The organism is Novosphingobium fluoreni, assembly GCF_014196615.1.
Taxonomy (GTDB): domain Bacteria; phylum Pseudomonadota; class Alphaproteobacteria; order Sphingomonadales; family Sphingomonadaceae; genus Novosphingobium; species Novosphingobium fluoreni.
In genome coordinates, this window is sequence record NZ_JACIDY010000004.1 from 280463 (window position 1) to 295391 (window position 14929).

The following is a 14929-nucleotide window of genomic DNA, read 5'->3' on the forward strand; positions in this document are numbered from 1 at the left end:
TGCTCTGGCTTCATAGGCTGCTTCAGCCAGCACTAAGCTACCGCTTCCAAGTAATCTGCCGATCGGTAATTTTTGGCGTCGCGGCGATCTTCCTGCCCGGCGCGACGGCCGGGTGCAGGGCGTCAGCCGCCCTTTACCATCAGGATCGCCGTCCGAGCGATTTCCTGCGCCCGAGGTGCAAATGCTTCCTCCAGTGGGCGGGAGAAGGGCACCGATGCAAGCGGCGCGCCCAGCCTTTCCACCGGCGCCTTCAATAAACCGAACAACTCCTTTTGCACGACGGCGGCGATTTCAGCACCTACACCGAACGGCTTCACCGCCTCATGAACCACAAGACACCTTCCCGTCTTCCTGACGGATTTGAGGACAGCTTGCTGATCCCATGGTGCGATGGTGCGCAGATCGACGATCTCCGCTGAAACACCAGCCTCGGCCATCATCGCCTGTGCTGCCAAAACCTCGTTGAGAACGCGGCTATAGCTCACGATCGTGACATCGGTGCCGGCCATCGAAACGTTCGCCTTGCCGATCGGCACGCGATGTCCCTTCTCGGCCGCCGGGCCTTGCACCCAATAGGACGGCAAATTTTCTATGAAGAGAACGGGATCGGGATCATCGATGGCTTCGCGCATCATGCCGTAGGCGTCCGCAGGGTTGGACGGCGCCACCACCTTCATGCCCGCCGTATGCGCAAACCAAGCCTCAAAGTAGTCGCTGTGCTGGCCGCCCGAGGAAAAGCCGGAGCCAGTCATGGTGCGAATGACGATCGGCACATTGGTCTGCCCGCCGGACATATAGCGCAGCTTGGCAGCATGGTTGACGATCATGTCCATTGCGACCGTGGTGAAGTTCATCAGCATGATCTCGGCAACAGGCTTCCAGCCGATCAGGCTGGCGCCAATCGCCGCACCGACAATAGCCTGTTCGGAAATAGGAGTTGAGCGCACCCGTCGCTCGCCAAACCGGGTCGACAGACCCTTAGTGATGCCCGCGATGCCGCCCTCTTCCGGATCGGCAACATCCTCGCCGAGAATAAGCACCCTGTCGTCGGCTTCCATGGCATCGGTCAACGCTCGGTTGACTGCCTGGATCACGTTATTCTTTTCCAACTTGGCTTCCTTACCGATAGTCCCTGCGCCCTCGCTCACGCTAATTCTCCATAGACATCGGTGATAAGTTCGTTCTGCTCTGGGAAGGGCGACTTCAGGGCGAATTCGACGGCCTCATCAATTTCTGCTGCAAACTTCGCATCGATCGCGTCCAATTCCGCTTCAGTCGCGATGTTTCGGGCGATGAGATCGGCGCGATATCGCGGGAATGGATCGGCCTGGATCGCAGCCTGCTTCTCCGCCTTGTCCATGTACGCGTCAGCGTCACCAAAGACGTGGCCATGAAAACGATAGGTCATGCATTCGAGCAGGGTTGGTCCGCCTCCCCTCCGTGCCCGATCGACAGCCTCCTTGGCCGCAGCGTACATGGCGAAAGGATCATTGCCGTCCACCCTCACGCCGGGCATATCGTAGGCTATGCCGCGATCCGCTATGCGCGCCGCCGAAGTCGACCGCTCATACCGCGTATGCTCGCCGTAAAGATTGTTCTGGCATACGAATACAACAGGCAATTTCCACACCGCCGCCATGTTGAGCGATTCGTGAAAAGCGCCGATATTGGAGGCACCGTCGCCAAAAGTGGCGATCGACACCTGCCCCTTGCCTTCAAGTTGCGCCCCCCAGGCCAGGCCATTGGCGATCGGCATGGTCGATCCGACGATACCAGTGGTGACCATGATGCCGCGTGACGGATAGGTCAGGTGCATCGGACCGCCCTTGCCCTTGCACGTGCCATCCACGCGACCGGCGATCTCGGCCCATAGCTTCTTGAGCGGCATGCCCTTCGCCAGCATGTCATGAATGCCTCGGTAGATCGTGCAAAGATAATCGTCGTCATTCAGCAACGTCATCAACGTTGCGGGAATTACCTCCTGTCCGCGGTAGCTGTAATAGGGCATGACAAGCCTACCGGCCTTGATGACCTGCCGACTGCGTTCGTCATTCGTGACGAGCAGCGACATGCGACGATAGATTTCGAGCTGAGTCTTGGCGTCAGGCTGCATCATTGCAACTTACTTTCTTTTAGCAAACCGTAAGGTCATCGAGGATTTGCATTCACCCGGATCTAAAGCCGGGTCATCGCCTTATAGGGGGATATTCACCCTGCCAGGTCAGCGCGTCGTGATCTGTTCGGAAAGAATGCGCATTTCATCGACCAGGCTGGACGGAACGTCGATACCAGCGTCCAAACTACGTATCTCGTCCATATGGGCGGCGACATCGTCAACGCTCGGTGGCGCATCGCGCGGCCCGAGCCAGCCGGCGGTCATGCCGACAAAAACGCGCGCGATTCTTCCACCCAGCACGGAATAGGAATCGTGGGTCGTCGTGCAGGCCTTGCTGACGAGATAGACTGCGGTCGGAGCAACGAACTCGGGCAGCAAGCTTGCGGCGTAAGGCCCGACGTTATCCATCACCGCGACGAATTCGGATGGGTCCATCTTGACCCCCATCCGGCTTTGCGCCGTGGGAAGCAGCGCGTTGCACAATATGCCATGCGGCGCACCCTCCTGGGCGAGAACGTTCATGAGCCCCACGGTTCCAGCCTTCGCCGCGCCGTAGGCGGACTGCATCGGGTTGCCGAACATGCCCGCCGCCGAAGCCGTGAACAGTACCCGCCCATACCCCTGCTTCATCATGGTAGGCCAGACGGCGCGCGTAACGTTGAACGCGCCCAGCAAGTGCGTGGCCATAAGCGCATCGCGATCGGCATCATCGAGATCCTGCAGCCATGCATTGCGAAGGATGCCGGCATTGTTGATCAGTCCGTCGATGCGACCGAATGCCGACAGAGCCGCTTGCGCGATCGCCTCGCTGCCTTCGCGTGTGTTGACGGTGTCGTGGTTCGCGATAGCCTTGCCGCCCGCCGCCACGATCTCGGCAGCCACCGCCTGCGACATTTCCGGACCAGGTTCGTACCCATCCACATCGCCGCCTAGGTCGTTTACCACAACCGCCCCACCGCGACGGGCAATTTCCAATGCATAGGCCCTGCCAAGCCCGCCGCCCGCCCCGGTGACGATGACGCACTGCCCCTCGAAGTTTATCGATTGCATGAAGATACCTCTCCGGTTGCATCTATCTCGCGTCATCCGATGCGGCGCAGATGGCCGCTCTTCAGATCATGGGTGCGGGTCGCAAAGTCTAAGCACGACCGAGCGACCCACCCTTATTCTGTCGAAATCAGACCTTGATGTTGCGCGCCGTGTACAACGGCAGATCCATTTCATTGATCCAGCCCGGCGCATGCTCGGTAACGATCGGCACCGCGTTCACGATCAGCATCGCGGTTGCCACCAGTCCGGCGTCTTCGTCGGAGCGGGTCCGGCCGATATCCCACCGGATCTCGAAGCCTGGATCACCTGAAATCAGTACGGTGTACTGATGGTCGAGGCCCTTTTCCTGGTCGATCTTGGGCTGTGGCCAATGCGGTGCGGCGGCAGGCGTAGTGCGGTTCACATGCTCCAGCACGATAAACGGCTTGCCCTTGTAATAACCTTCCACGCCAAAGCGAACCGCAGCGACGGTACCCGCGTCCACCGGCCCCCACAGCGTCTGGTGCCCGACGTCGTGCGTTTCGCTATAATAAAAGGCTTCTAGCCGTTCGAGCTCGATACCCATGCGATCGGCGACTGCAGTGACTGTTCCCTGCCACGTAGTCATGGCGTGCGTCCCTTCGGACAGCAAGCATTTATAATCCTTGGGCTGCCCGAAACCATAGACTTCGCGCATGATCCACTCGACCGGGTACTTGCCGTAATCGGCCAATTCCTGCATTCGCACTTCGCTGACTTCGTCGCAATTCTTGAGCATCGCGACAGCGAGCCACGGGCTGGCGAAGCCCGGGTCGATACCGGAGAAATAATAGGAAGACTGGCCTTCCTCGCACGCCTTTTCGATTGCCTCGCGATATTCCGGCGGGCCGACCCGGGGATTCGTCAGCGCATAGAGCGCGGCCGTGCCGACATTGATGCCGGCTGAGAGAAACTTGCAGATGGTATCGACGGATTCCTTCAGATGGCCGATGCCGTCGCCTAAGAAGACCAGCATGTCTGGCTTGAGGGCGATCAAAGCATCCTGGTCGTCAGTCGCGAGGACGCCGAGTTTGCGATCCATCCGGCAGATGTCGCCACTGTCCTGTCCCACCTTTGCCGGGTCGAACACAAGGTGACCAACGAGATCGAGATCAGGGTGATTGTCGATACCGATCAGACCTAATCTGCCGGTTGGCCCCGTTCCGCAATGAACGACGCGATACTTTCTTCCAGCCATCATATTCTCCAGTTCAACTGCTTGTGGTTCCAAAGCAATGACGACGACGCGAGTGAAGAAACGTCGGGTTACTGCTAATTTGTCTTATCGGTACGTTGCCTTTAATTGCCGGGCTGTTCACGGCCGCAGCGTGCTGGCCAGCCAACGCTTTCGCGCAACACACCATTTGCGCCCTACTGCTCGCAATCCCCCCCACAGGGACGCGAGCCTCTCCGGAGCCGGGGGGCCGACTGCCATAGCCAACTTCAATGGGCGTTGGACACTAATGTATCCTAGCGAGGCTGTGTTGATCAGCGGTAGGGCTCGAATTAACGCGCGGCGACAGATGGCTACAACCGCCCCGCAGGCCGCCTTGAATGATGGACCCGATAGGAGCTTTTGAATGTTTCTGCGCGATTTCGTGAGGCGATGCGCTGACAAGTTTGCAAACGACGTCGCCTTTATTGATGCCGATCGGCGTTCGACATGGGGCGAAATGCATCAGCGATCCAGTCAGCTAGCGAGCGCGATGCAGGGGCTCGGCATAAGGCCGGGAGATCGTACCGCCATTCTTTCTCACAATCGCATCGAGGTCGCGGAACATTGGTTCGCATGCCTTAAGATGGGGGCCGTACGCGCCGGCCTGAACTGGCGTTATTCGACACGGGAGATGATGCATGTCATTCGCGATTGCGATGCGCGGCTGATTTTCATCGAGGCCAAGTGCCTCGGTAGTCTTGCCGAGCAGGTGCAGGAGCTTGCAGCGGAAGGTCGTGTCGTAGTCGGCTTTGGTGGTGAGCATGATCTGTCGCTTGACTATGACCGGCTGATTGCCTCTCACGATGGCGGCTTTAGCCTGCCAACGCTAGGCGAGGACGACCTGGGTGCGATCGGCTATACGTCAGGCACCACTGGCAATCCCAAAGGGGTCCTTCTCAGCAATCGCAATCTGTTCACCTCGCTGGTTTTCAACAACATGGTGAATGGCTATACCAAGCAGGACAGGCGCATCTACGTCACCAATCCCGCCGGCATCAACATCAACACGATGTGCATGAACATGATCACGGGCATGCCGACCGTACTCGAAAACTTCCAGGCAGAACGCTTCCTCGATCTGATCGAGGAGCACCGGATCACGACGGTCACCGTCGTCCCCACCATGCTGCGGCGGATCATCGATGACGTGAAGACGGGCCACTGGGACGTCTCTTCGCTTCGCCAGGTTTGCTACGGCACGATGCCAGCGACTCCTGCTCTGATCCGCGATGCCTACGCCACTCTGGGTTGTGAGTTCCTCAACCGCTATGGTGTTTCGGAATCGACCGGAGCGATCGCCTTGCTTGACAATCCGGGGCATCAGCAGGCTTTGGCGGGCGAGTTCGAACTGCTGCGCTCTGTTGGGCGGGCGATGCCCCATGCCGATATCCAGATACGCGACGAGGAAGGGCGCGAGGTGCCGCGCGGTGAGCTGGGTCTGGTGTGGATCGGCGGCGACACCATCATGCAGGGCTATCTCAACCTGCCCGAACTCAACGAGAAGACGGTGTTCGGCAAGTGGCTCAAGACCGGCGACTTCGGCCGGATGGACGACCGCGGCTATGTCTTTTTGGGCGATCGCCAGCATAACATGATCGTTACGGGCGGCTTCAATGTCTATCCCAATGCGGTCGAGAATGCGCTTGCCGAGCGCAAGGGCGTGGCCGAGGCTGCGGTATTCGGCATTCCTCACCCACAATGGGGCGAAGCGGTCGTCGCCGCCGTGACCCTAAGCGCGGGATCGAACCTGACCGCGGCAGACCTTGATCGGCACTGTCGCGAGAATGTTTCGAAATTCGAGGTGCCCAAGTATATCGTGGTACTGCCCGAACTGCCGCGTGGAAACACTGACAAGGTCAACAAGCGTGCGCTGCAGGACATGTTGTCGCAACCTGGCGGCGTTCCCTGGACCATCGACAAGGAGACGGTGTGATGAACATGATCGCGCCGGTGCAGGCCAGGATCGACTATCGTCATCTCGTGCAGGACGGGCGTCTGCACGGATCGCTCTACACCGACCCCGCCATATTCTCCGACGAAATGGAACGGATCTTCCATGGCGGCTGGAGCTTTGTCGCGCATGACAGCGAGATTCCCAATTCGGGCGATTTTGTTGTCCGCCGGGTCGGAACGCAGACTTTGCTGGCGGTGCGCCGCAAGGATGGTGAGATCGGCATCTACTACAACCGCTGCCCGCATCGTGGTGCTAGCTTGTGCCAGTCTGCCTCCGGCAATCGCAGCCGCATCACCTGTCCGTATCACGCGTGGACGTTCGCGCTCGATGGCCGTCTGATCGGGCTGCCCGACGAAGATGCCTATCCTGCCGATTTCTCCAAGGCGGACAGCGGGCTCTCCCCGGTCGCACGGCAGGATAGCTACGGCGGGTTCATCTTCGTGAACCTCGTACCCAACGGTATATCGCTGGTCGACCATCTCGGCCGGGCCACCGACTTGATCGACAACCTGCTGGCCCTGTCACCCACCGGCCGCATCCGCCTCACCGCAGGCTGGATGAAGCATAAGATGCGTTCCAACTGGAAGATGATCGTCGAAAACCAGGTCGATGGCTATCACGCTCACGCGGTGCACGGCTCGCTGATCACAGCGAACCGCGTCTTCGCAACGGTCCGCGATCGCAAACCAACTTCCCCGACGAGGGTACGCGATTTCGGCAAAGGCCATACCGACATCGATCATCCCAGCGACTACCGTGCCGCAGGCGACAAGCTTTTTCGCTGGACCGGCGGCATCGCGCCGGAACGGCTGCCCAATTATGTCAAAGCCATGAACGATGCCTATGGCGAGGCGGAGGCGACCCGTCTGCTGATCGAAGGGCCACCGCACTCCATGCTTTTTCCCAACCTGTCGCTCGCCGAAATGAACATTATGGTCATCGAGCCGATAAGCCCGACGGAATCGGTCCAGTACACCTGCCCCGTTTTCCTGGACGGAGCGGACGAACTGAATGAGCGCACGCTGCGCCGGTGCGAAGGCGCAATGGGGCCGGCGGGGTTTCTGATCGCCGACGATGCCGAAATCGGCGAGCACACTCAGCAGGGCGTCAGTAACCGCGAACCGGAATGGATCATCCTGTCACGCGGGTTGGACAAAGAAATCGTGCAGCCTGATGGCGTACGCCTGGCCGGGCTGATGGACGAAACAAGCCAGCGCGGCTTCTGGAAGCACTATCGCGAAGTCATGTCTGTTGCTGACGGGGATGCCGCATGACCGCTTCTCCTGTAGACTGTAAGTCGATCGACCGCGCCACGATCGAACAATTTCTGTTCCACGAGGCGCGACTGCAGGACGAACATCGTTACGACGAATGGGAGGCGCTGTGGGACGACGACGCGCTCTATTGGGTTCCCATGCGTGAAGGCGCGGACCCAACGCGTGAGGTCTCCTACGTCTATGACAATCGCGCCCGCATCTCCAGCCGGGTCCGGCAGTTGAAAACCGGACTTCGGCACGCCCAGGCGCCGCAGTCGAAGCTACGTCGCACGATCTCCAACATTGAGATCGCGTGGGGAGACAACGAATTAATGGTAGAGGCCAATTTCGTGCTGATCGAAAGCCGCCGTCAGGCGCTCACCATTTGGGGCGGTCGCACGAGCTATGTCCTCGTGCCCGTTGGCGACGATATCAAGCTGCGCCGCAAGACGGTTGTGCTTGTCAATTGCGAGCACCCTATCGACAACCTGGCCTTCCTGATCTAATCAATGCCGCTCGCTGCCGCCATCTCCGGGCTGGGCCTCGCCGGGCTTACCCGTGACACCTTCGTGGCTCCTGCCGAGTTGGCTAGGCAAGCCGTCGTTGCTGCGGCAGGCGACGCGGGGTTGCCGGTCGGGGCCATTGACGGTCTGATCGTCTGCCGGACAAGTGCGGCAAACGACGCGGTGCTTGGCCTCGATCTGCAGCGCGCCTTGGGTTTGCGCGACCTGCGATTGAACCGGATCACCTTGTGCGAGGGGGCGAGCGCTCTTGCCGCGATTCAGCTTGCGGCGATGGCCGTAACCTGCGGAATTGCGAACACTGTTGCCTGCGTGTTTGCCGACGCACCGCTTGCCCGGGACAAGAAGACCGGCGCCGCGTTCGGCCGCCTCAAGACATCGTCCGGTATGGAGGGCTTGCGCTATAGCGCGGGCCTCTTTGGAGGGGCGGCTACCTATGCGCTGAGCGCTGCGCGTTATCTTGCGCTTCATGCTCTCGACGAGACGGTACTGGCGGATGTCGCGATCACCACGCGGCGATGGGCCGAACTCAACCCGGGAGCTGTTCATCGCAAGCCCTTGACCCTCGATGCCTATCTCAACGCCCGCATGATCGCCGAACCGCTTCGCCTGTTCGATTGTTCGGCGCCAGTGAACGGCAGCGTCGCCGTGATCGTGACAAGCCCCGCGCGGGCGGTCGATGGAGCGCAGCCGCCGGTGCACATCCTTGCCTCCGCTGATGGTCATCCCGGCGTCCCCGACCGGGCGGGGCACGACCGGATACTCACCCATGGCGGCGCAATCGCGGGCCCGGCCCTTTTCGAAGCAACAGATTTGCGACCCCAGGACATCGATATGGGGCAATTTTACGACGCCTTTTCAATCTTACCGCTGTTAACGCTGGAGGCTTACGGATTTCATCCGCCAAGTGAGGGCAGGCTCGCTTATCGGGACGGAGCGGCAGGGCCCGGAGGCAGCGGCATGCCGATCAACACGGGCGGCGGTCATTTGTCCGGCTATTATCTACAGGGTATGACGCCTGTTGCCGAAGCTGTCATCCAGGCGCGGGGCCAGGCTGGCGACCGCCAAGTGCCCGGCATTCGCCGCATATTGGTCACCAATGATGGCGGGCGCTTCGACTACCACATCGGGATGATCCTGGGGACGACAGGCGGATGAGCTACGACAAGCTTCCGGTACCCGATCCCGATCTGGCCTCAGCGTTGTTTTTCGCGGCACTCGATGCGGGGCAGCTTGAGATTCAACGCTGCGCCCGTTGCGGCACGCCGCACCTGGCGGTCATCCTATGCGATGCCTGTGGTGGTGATGTATTTCTTGCCGAACGCGCAACCGGCAGTGGCATCATCTACAGCGCCACGCGCTGCCATACGGTACACCATCCGGCCTTTGCCGATCTCGCACCGTTCACGGGGGGTATCGTCGAACTGTCAGAGGGACCGCGTCTGTTCGCTCCCCTGATCGGCCCCGGCCCCTTCGCGGTGGGGCAAGCGGTCACAGCTGAAGTGCTGCGTGTGGGAGATCGAAAGCTGGTCGCATTTCGAAGGACGGGCGCGACCGTATAACCTACGAAACCAGCCGTCATCGCCGCGCGAGGATCTTTCTGGCACGGATACGGACAGGTTCGTCCACCATCTTACCATCGACCACGGCGACGCCATCACCGCTGTCCAATACGCGCAGCGCCCAGTCGATGGCGTCTGCGGATGGCACAAACGCGTCTCGTATCACCGCGATCTGACGAGGATGGATCGCCAGCTTGCCACCAAAGCCGATGGAAGCAGCATGGCGGGCGTCGTCCGCGGCCGCCGCGCCGTCGCCGACATCCGTCGTGACCCCGTCCAGGGGCGCGGGCAGATTACCGATGCGGGAAGCGAAGACCATCTCCGCCCGCGCGGCCGCCAAGGCATCGCGTACATGATCGCAGCCGAGGTCGGCCGCATAATCGACCGATCCGAAAGCCAGACGCGCCGCAGCGCCGCAACGCGCAATATCGCGCGCGGCCGCCATGCCCACGACTGTCTCCACCAATACAATGACAGGCTTGCAGCGCGCGACACGCGCCACGTCTTCGGGTCGCTCTGCCATTGGCAGCATGATGGCGGCGACCGGAAGTCCCGATACGGCGGCAATGTCGGCGTCGTGCCACGATGTTCCCGCGGCATTGATCCGCACTATGATCGGCAGTTCGGTAAAATCGGCGCGTAACGCCGACAACGCCGCACCCTTGCTGGCTGGAGCGACGGCATCCTCCAGGTCGAGGATAACCGCGTCCGCCCCGCTTGTCGCCGCTTTGGCGAAGCGTTCTGGCCTATCGGCGGGGACGAAGAGCGGTGCAAGGCAAGTTGCGACACTCATCGCCATTCGGCTTGGGCCTGCATCGCCACGGCCCCCTCAGGCATGGCGCTCCACAAATTCATCCGACCGTCCGTCAAAGGTCCGGCATGCAAAGCGAGAGGTGCCCCCGCAATCGCTGGGGAAAGCCCACGGAACGCAAAGCTGTCTGGCGCGCGGCCATGGCAGCGGGCGGCATGGTAAAACAGCAATGTCGCCTGAAGCGGTCCCTGAACGACAAGCCCGGGATATCCCTCTTCCCCTGTCGCATAAGACAGATCGTAGTGAATGCGATGCGCGTTGAACGTGATTGCCGAATAGCGGAAGAGAAGCGGCGGAGTCATGTCTACGCTCGCCACCGTTTTGCCCTGGGACGCCACATCGGCACTTGCCCCCTTGGCGGCGGCGTCAGCCGGCTGGCGATAGACCAGTGTCTGGCGCTCCGTCACCGCGTCGCGCCCATCGGCGATAATATGATGATCGATATCGACGAAGCACAGCGCGCCGCCGCTCCCCTGCTTGACCTCGACCGATGCGACCACCGACTTACGCTGGATAGCTTCGCCAACCTTGAGATCTCCATCAAAGGCGATCTTGCTGCTAGCCCACATCCGGCGCGGCAGAGGAACTGGAGGCAGAAAGCCGCCACGTGCCGGATGCCCGTCCGGCCCCAACTGCCATGTCGGGGCGACTGTCAGGCAGAGGCAGAAATGCAGGAGGCGTGGTGCAGCCTCGCCCACACGCGCCGGCTCCGCGTTCAGGCCCATGGTGGCGTTAAAGCGATCGACGAGCGACGGGCTCACCACGTCCTCCGCCACTTGATGGCGACCGATCCAGGTGCGAAGATGCGTCAGGTCGATATCGTCGTTCATGGCGAAACCCGGGCGTCGGAACCCAGCGCCGGCACCGGCCTATACGAACGCTCGCTACCGGCAAAAATGGGTGCCGGCGCGGGGTAGGATACCGGACCGTTGGGCGTGTTGACCGTTATGCGGCGCAGTTGCGGATGAACGGCAAGCGCCGCCATGTCGTTGACGCTGGCAAAGGCCAGATCAGCATCAGACAAGCGCTCTCGTGCGGTCGCCTCGTCCATCGAGGCAAACGCCTGGGCTACGATATGATCGGTATCCTGCCGGTTCTCAACTCGTCGCACATTGGTGGCGAAGCGCGGATCAGTGATCAATTCCGGTTTGCCCAATAACCGGGTCGCCATTGCAGCCCACTCGCGATCGCTCTGGATCGACAGCAGCAACAGCTTGCCGTCACGGGTTTCGAACACGCCATAGGGTGCGATGGAGGGGTGTGCCATACCGATTCGCTGCGGCGGCTTGCCCCCCTGCTGATGGAGCAGAGGCACGGTCAGCCAGTCGGCCATGACGTCGAACATCGACACCCGGATGTCGGCACCCTCACCAGAAATTGACCGCGCGATCAACGCTTCCAGGATGGCCGCGTGGGCGGTCGCTCCCGTTGCGATGTCGACGATGGAGGTGCCGACCCGGGCAGGCGCCTCTGGCCCGCCGGTGACCGAAGCCAGCCCCGATTCGGCCTGGATCAACAAGTCGTAGGCCTTGCGCGCCGCCATGGGGCCCGTTTCGCCATAGCCGCTGATCGAACAGATGATCAGCCGGGAATGCCGCTGACGCAAGACATCTTGGCCGAAGCCGAGCCGCGAAAGCGCGCCCGGCTTGAGGTTCTGGACCAGAATGTCGGCATCCTGGAGCAGATCCGAGAATTCGGCCTTGCCCCCCTCGCTCGCGAGGTCGAGCACGATCGACTCCTTGCCGCGGTTCAGCCAAACGAAATAACTGCTCTGCCCCGCAGCGACATCATCGTAAGCGCGCGCGAAGTCCCCCTCCGGTCGCTCTATCTTGATGACCCGAGCGCCAGCGTCGGCAAGGCGGGATGTGCAGAAGGGGGCGGCTACCGCCTGCTCGACAGCAACGACGGTAATCCCCTCAAGGGGCAGGCGCGACATGTTCAGTACGACCTGGGCAGCCCGAGAACATGCTCGGAAATATAGCTCAGGATCATGTTGGTCGAAATTGGCGCGACCTGATACAGGCGCGTTTCGCGGAACTTGCGCTCCACATCGTATTCTTCGGCAAAACCGAAGCCCCCATGGGTCTGCACCGCCGCTTCCGCAGCAGCCCAGGATGCGTCCGCCGCGAGCATCTTGGCAATGTTCGCCTGCTCACCGCATTGTTCACCCTCCTCGAACAAGCGAGCGGCCTCGTGAACCATCAGCTCGGCCGCCCGCATCTGGGCATAGGCCTTGGCGATGGGGAACTGGACACCCTGGTTCTGGCCGATCGGCCGACCAAACAGCTGCCGCTCACTCGCATAGGCACGCGACCGTTCGATGAACCATTTGGCATCACCGATGCACTCGGCAGCGATTAAAATGCGCTCTGCGTTCATTCCTGAAAGGATGTAGCGAAAGCCCTTCCCTTCCTCGCCGATCAGATTTTCCGCAGGTATCTCGACATTGTCGAAAAATACTTCTGTCGTCGAATGGTTCATCATCGTTCGGATCGGGCGGATCGTGAGGCCGCCGGCCGCACGAGCGGCATTCATGTCCAGGATGAAAATGGACAGCCCATCGATGCCCCGAGCCGTTTCCTCACGTGGCGTGGTCCGCGCGAGTAGGAGCATGAGGTCGGAATATTCCGCCCGCGATGTCCAGATTTTCTGGCCATTGACGATATACTTGTCACCTTGGCGCACAGCCACGGTCTTCAAGGCCCCGGTGTCCGTGCCGCTGGTCGGTTCAGTAACGCCAAACGCCTGCAAGCGCAAATCCCCGCTGGCAATACGCGGCAGATATTGGCGCTTCTGCTCCTCACTGCCGTGCCGCAACAACGCGCCCATTATGTACATTTGCGCGTGACAAGCAGATCCGTTGCATCCCGCCCGCTGCACTTCCTCCAGGATCGCAGCGGCTGCCGAAAGTGGAAGGCCGGACCCGCCATATTCCTCGGGAATGAGCGCAGCGAGATATCCAGCAGACCCCAACGCCGACACGAACTCGGCCGGATAGCCCATCTCACGGTCAAGCGCGCGCCAATATGGATCGGGAAATGCCTGGCAGAGCTTGGCAATCTCCTCACGGATTTCGGGATAGTCAGCGCCCTGCAAGCTTGCAATTGCCATGATCTTCCGCCAGTCGAATAGATAAGAAGACATCCATAGAACACGGCGCAAGACAAATATAATATAAGTTTTGCCTGTTAGGCATGCCGAGATTTGATATCAATTAGCCAGTTTCCTCTTCAACTTTGTCCCGTGGCTGACCCCCGTCATTAGAAAAGCTGAGAAGCAGGTCGCCCGCCCGTGCGGTGAAGAGATGAACGGGCGCCGCTAGCGCACAACGCAGATCGGCACGCGTGCCTGCCCTGTCCGAAAGGATCAGTATCAACCGGTCGGGTTCATCCACGGGTCCACCTGGACCTTCGCATCGCCCCTTCCGGCGCGCAGCTGTTCGATCGTATCGGCAACAGCGGCCAGCGGGATCGTCTCGGTAATCATGGAGCGGGCCTCGACATGCCCCTTGTCGAAGGTTCGGGCGACGGTTTCGAAATCGTCCAGCGAATAGGCCATCGAAAATGCAAGACTGACGTGCCTGTACGTAGCCAGCGCCGGCACTACGACATCGGGCTTGGTGCAAAAGCCGAGCGAAACCACTGTTCCCCCGGGCTGCGCCATCATGATGCATTGATTCAGCGCCCCTTCCACGCCGATGCATTCTATTACGACCTGCGGGGCGCCACCCAGCGCGTCGGCGACACGTTGCGCCTCGCCGTCTCCAGTCTTAACGAAAGCTTCCGCCCCCATCAGCTGTGCCAATTGCGCATGCCGGTCGGATCGCGATGCAGCAACCACCCGCCCGGCTCCAGCCTGCTTAGCCCAAAAAATCGCGGCAAGGCCGATTGCCCCAGTGCCTAGAACGACGACCCGGGTCTCGGACGTGATATTAGCCAGACGCACCCCATGGAGCGAAACAGCCATTGGCTCGATCAGAGCGCCATCCGCTAGCGTCAAGGACGCAGGCAGCTTGATCGACGTCGCCGCCTTGACACGCGTATATTCGGCGAAGCCGCCGGCGACCATGTCCGCTCCGTGAATGCAAGTCAGCGGCCCAAAGCGCCGGCACGGCTCACATTCACCGCAGCCCGCTCCTGGCATCGCCGTGATGATATCCCCCTCACGGAAACCTTCCACACCCCGACCGACGGCAACGACCTCGCCGGCGAACTCATGACCAATGACGCCGCCTACGGGAAAGAAGCCATGCTCCTTTGTCAGGTGGACGTCAGAACCGCAAATACCGCATCGCTGAACCCGGATGACCAACTCTCCTGCTGCAGGCTTCGGGTCGGCTATGTCTTCAAGTGTGAGGGACGCATCGGGTCCATTGAAGATGATGGCTTTCATGCGATCCTCTCTCTTTTCCAAGCGCCGTGGCAC

14 protein-coding genes are annotated in these 14929 nt (G+C 60.8%); 5 read left to right on the top strand and 9 right to left on the bottom strand.

Annotated features, from left to right (window positions below; all coding sequences use genetic code 11):
• Positions 1–122: 122 nt before the first annotated feature.
• From GGR39_RS10415 to GGR39_RS10430, 4 genes are all read right to left on the bottom strand, one after another.
• Positions 123–1148, bottom strand: a complete 1026-nt coding sequence (locus GGR39_RS10415; RefSeq protein ID WP_343055855.1) for an alpha-ketoacid dehydrogenase subunit beta — start codon at positions 1146–1148, stop codon at positions 123–125.
• Entirely contained in the window at positions 1145–2116 is a 972-nt protein-coding gene (locus GGR39_RS10420; protein WP_183617055.1) for a thiamine pyrophosphate-dependent dehydrogenase E1 component subunit alpha, read from the bottom strand. The genes GGR39_RS10415 and GGR39_RS10420 overlap by 4 nt, the downstream gene beginning before the upstream one ends.
• A 105-nt stretch (positions 2117–2221) precedes the next feature.
• Positions 2222–3166, bottom strand: a complete 945-nt coding sequence (locus GGR39_RS10425; protein ID WP_183617056.1) for an SDR family NAD(P)-dependent oxidoreductase — start codon at positions 3164–3166, stop codon at positions 2222–2224.
• 127 nt (positions 3167–3293) lie between these two features.
• Positions 3294–4382, bottom strand: a complete 1089-nt coding sequence (locus tag GGR39_RS10430; protein ID WP_183617057.1) for an NAD(P)H-dependent amine dehydrogenase family protein — start codon at positions 4380–4382, stop codon at positions 3294–3296.
• 382 nt (positions 4383–4764) lie between these two features.
• Here GGR39_RS10430 and GGR39_RS10435 point away from each other — a divergent pair, with 382 nt between their 5' ends.
• From GGR39_RS10435 to GGR39_RS10455, 5 genes are read left to right on the top strand one after another with little or no spacing between them, the layout of a single operon-like run.
• Complete coding sequence (locus GGR39_RS10435; RefSeq protein WP_183617058.1) at positions 4765–6333, top strand: class I adenylate-forming enzyme family protein; 1569 nt, start codon at positions 4765–4767, stop codon at positions 6331–6333.
• Positions 6333–7628: an aromatic ring-hydroxylating oxygenase subunit alpha gene (locus GGR39_RS10440; RefSeq protein ID WP_183617059.1), complete on the top strand. Its 1296-nt coding sequence runs from the start codon at positions 6333–6335 to the stop codon at positions 7626–7628. Before GGR39_RS10435 ends, GGR39_RS10440 begins: the two co-directional genes overlap by 1 nt.
• Entirely contained in the window at positions 7625–8116 is a 492-nt protein-coding gene (locus tag GGR39_RS10445) for an aromatic-ring-hydroxylating dioxygenase subunit beta (protein WP_183617060.1), read from the top strand. The genes GGR39_RS10440 and GGR39_RS10445 overlap by 4 nt, the downstream gene beginning before the upstream one ends.
• A 3-nt stretch (positions 8117–8119) precedes the next feature.
• Positions 8120–9289, top strand: a complete 1170-nt coding sequence (locus GGR39_RS10450; RefSeq protein ID WP_183617061.1) for a thiolase family protein — start codon at positions 8120–8122, stop codon at positions 9287–9289.
• The gene (locus tag GGR39_RS10455) at positions 9286–9693 is read left to right on the top strand and encodes a Zn-ribbon domain-containing OB-fold protein (protein WP_183617062.1); all 408 of its coding nucleotides are present in this window, start codon (positions 9286–9288) and stop codon (positions 9691–9693) included. The genes GGR39_RS10450 and GGR39_RS10455 overlap by 4 nt, the downstream gene beginning before the upstream one ends.
• Before the next feature lie 16 nt (positions 9694–9709).
• On the opposite strand, the gene GGR39_RS10460 is transcribed toward GGR39_RS10455, so the two are convergent.
• The 5 genes from GGR39_RS10460 to GGR39_RS10480 form a co-directional block, all read right to left on the bottom strand.
• A complete protein-coding gene (locus GGR39_RS10460) occupies positions 9710–10486 on the bottom strand; it encodes an HpcH/HpaI aldolase/citrate lyase family protein (RefSeq protein ID WP_183617063.1) in 777 nt (258 codons plus the stop codon).
• Positions 10483–11334: an HTD2 family dehydratase gene (locus GGR39_RS10465; protein ID WP_183617064.1), complete on the bottom strand. Its 852-nt coding sequence runs from the start codon at positions 11332–11334 to the stop codon at positions 10483–10485. Before GGR39_RS10465 ends, GGR39_RS10460 begins: the two co-directional genes overlap by 4 nt.
• Positions 11331–12440: a CaiB/BaiF CoA transferase family protein gene (locus GGR39_RS10470; RefSeq protein WP_183617065.1), complete on the bottom strand. Its 1110-nt coding sequence runs from the start codon at positions 12438–12440 to the stop codon at positions 11331–11333. The genes GGR39_RS10465 and GGR39_RS10470 overlap by 4 nt, the downstream gene beginning before the upstream one ends.
• A 2-nt stretch (positions 12441–12442) precedes the next feature.
• The gene (locus GGR39_RS10475) at positions 12443–13615 is read right to left on the bottom strand and encodes an acyl-CoA dehydrogenase family protein (RefSeq protein ID WP_183617066.1); all 1173 of its coding nucleotides are present in this window, start codon (positions 13613–13615) and stop codon (positions 12443–12445) included.
• 261 nt (positions 13616–13876) lie between these two features.
• Positions 13877–14896, bottom strand: coding sequence for a zinc-dependent alcohol dehydrogenase (locus GGR39_RS10480; RefSeq protein ID WP_183617067.1), 1020 nt, complete (start codon positions 14894–14896; stop codon positions 13877–13879).
• Positions 14897–14929 lie beyond the last annotated feature (33 nt).

What these genes read in the sequence shown, in the direction of transcription:
- GGR39_RS10420 (WP_183617055.1), bottom strand. Translation starts at nt 2,116, where the DNA reads ATGATGCAGCCTGACGCCAAGACTCAGCTCGAAATCTATCGTCGCATG.
- GGR39_RS10425 (WP_183617056.1), bottom strand. Translation starts at nt 3,166, where the DNA reads ATGCAATCGATAAACTTCGAGGGGCAGTGCGTCATCGTCACCGGGGCG.
- GGR39_RS10430 (WP_183617057.1), bottom strand. Translation starts at nt 4,382, where the DNA reads ATGGCTGGAAGAAAGTATCGCGTCGTTCATTGCGGAACGGGGCCAACC.
- GGR39_RS10435 (WP_183617058.1), top strand. Translation starts at nt 4,765, where the DNA reads ATGTTTCTGCGCGATTTCGTGAGGCGATGCGCTGACAAGTTTGCAAAC.
- GGR39_RS10440 (WP_183617059.1), top strand. Translation starts at nt 6,333, where the DNA reads ATGAACATGATCGCGCCGGTGCAGGCCAGGATCGACTATCGTCATCTC.
- GGR39_RS10445 (WP_183617060.1), top strand. Translation starts at nt 7,625, where the DNA reads ATGACCGCTTCTCCTGTAGACTGTAAGTCGATCGACCGCGCCACGATC.
- GGR39_RS10450 (WP_183617061.1), top strand. Translation starts at nt 8,120, where the DNA reads ATGCCGCTCGCTGCCGCCATCTCCGGGCTGGGCCTCGCCGGGCTTACC.
- GGR39_RS10455 (WP_183617062.1), top strand. Translation starts at nt 9,286, where the DNA reads ATGAGCTACGACAAGCTTCCGGTACCCGATCCCGATCTGGCCTCAGCG.
- GGR39_RS10460 (WP_183617063.1), bottom strand. Translation starts at nt 10,486, where the DNA reads ATGAGTGTCGCAACTTGCCTTGCACCGCTCTTCGTCCCCGCCGATAGG.
- GGR39_RS10465 (WP_183617064.1), bottom strand. Translation starts at nt 11,334, where the DNA reads ATGAACGACGATATCGACCTGACGCATCTTCGCACCTGGATCGGTCGC.
- GGR39_RS10470 (WP_183617065.1), bottom strand. Translation starts at nt 12,440, where the DNA reads ATGTCGCGCCTGCCCCTTGAGGGGATTACCGTCGTTGCTGTCGAGCAG.
- GGR39_RS10475 (WP_183617066.1), bottom strand. Translation starts at nt 13,615, where the DNA reads ATGGCAATTGCAAGCTTGCAGGGCGCTGACTATCCCGAAATCCGTGAG.
- GGR39_RS10480 (WP_183617067.1), bottom strand. Translation starts at nt 14,896, where the DNA reads ATGAAAGCCATCATCTTCAATGGACCCGATGCGTCCCTCACACTTGAA.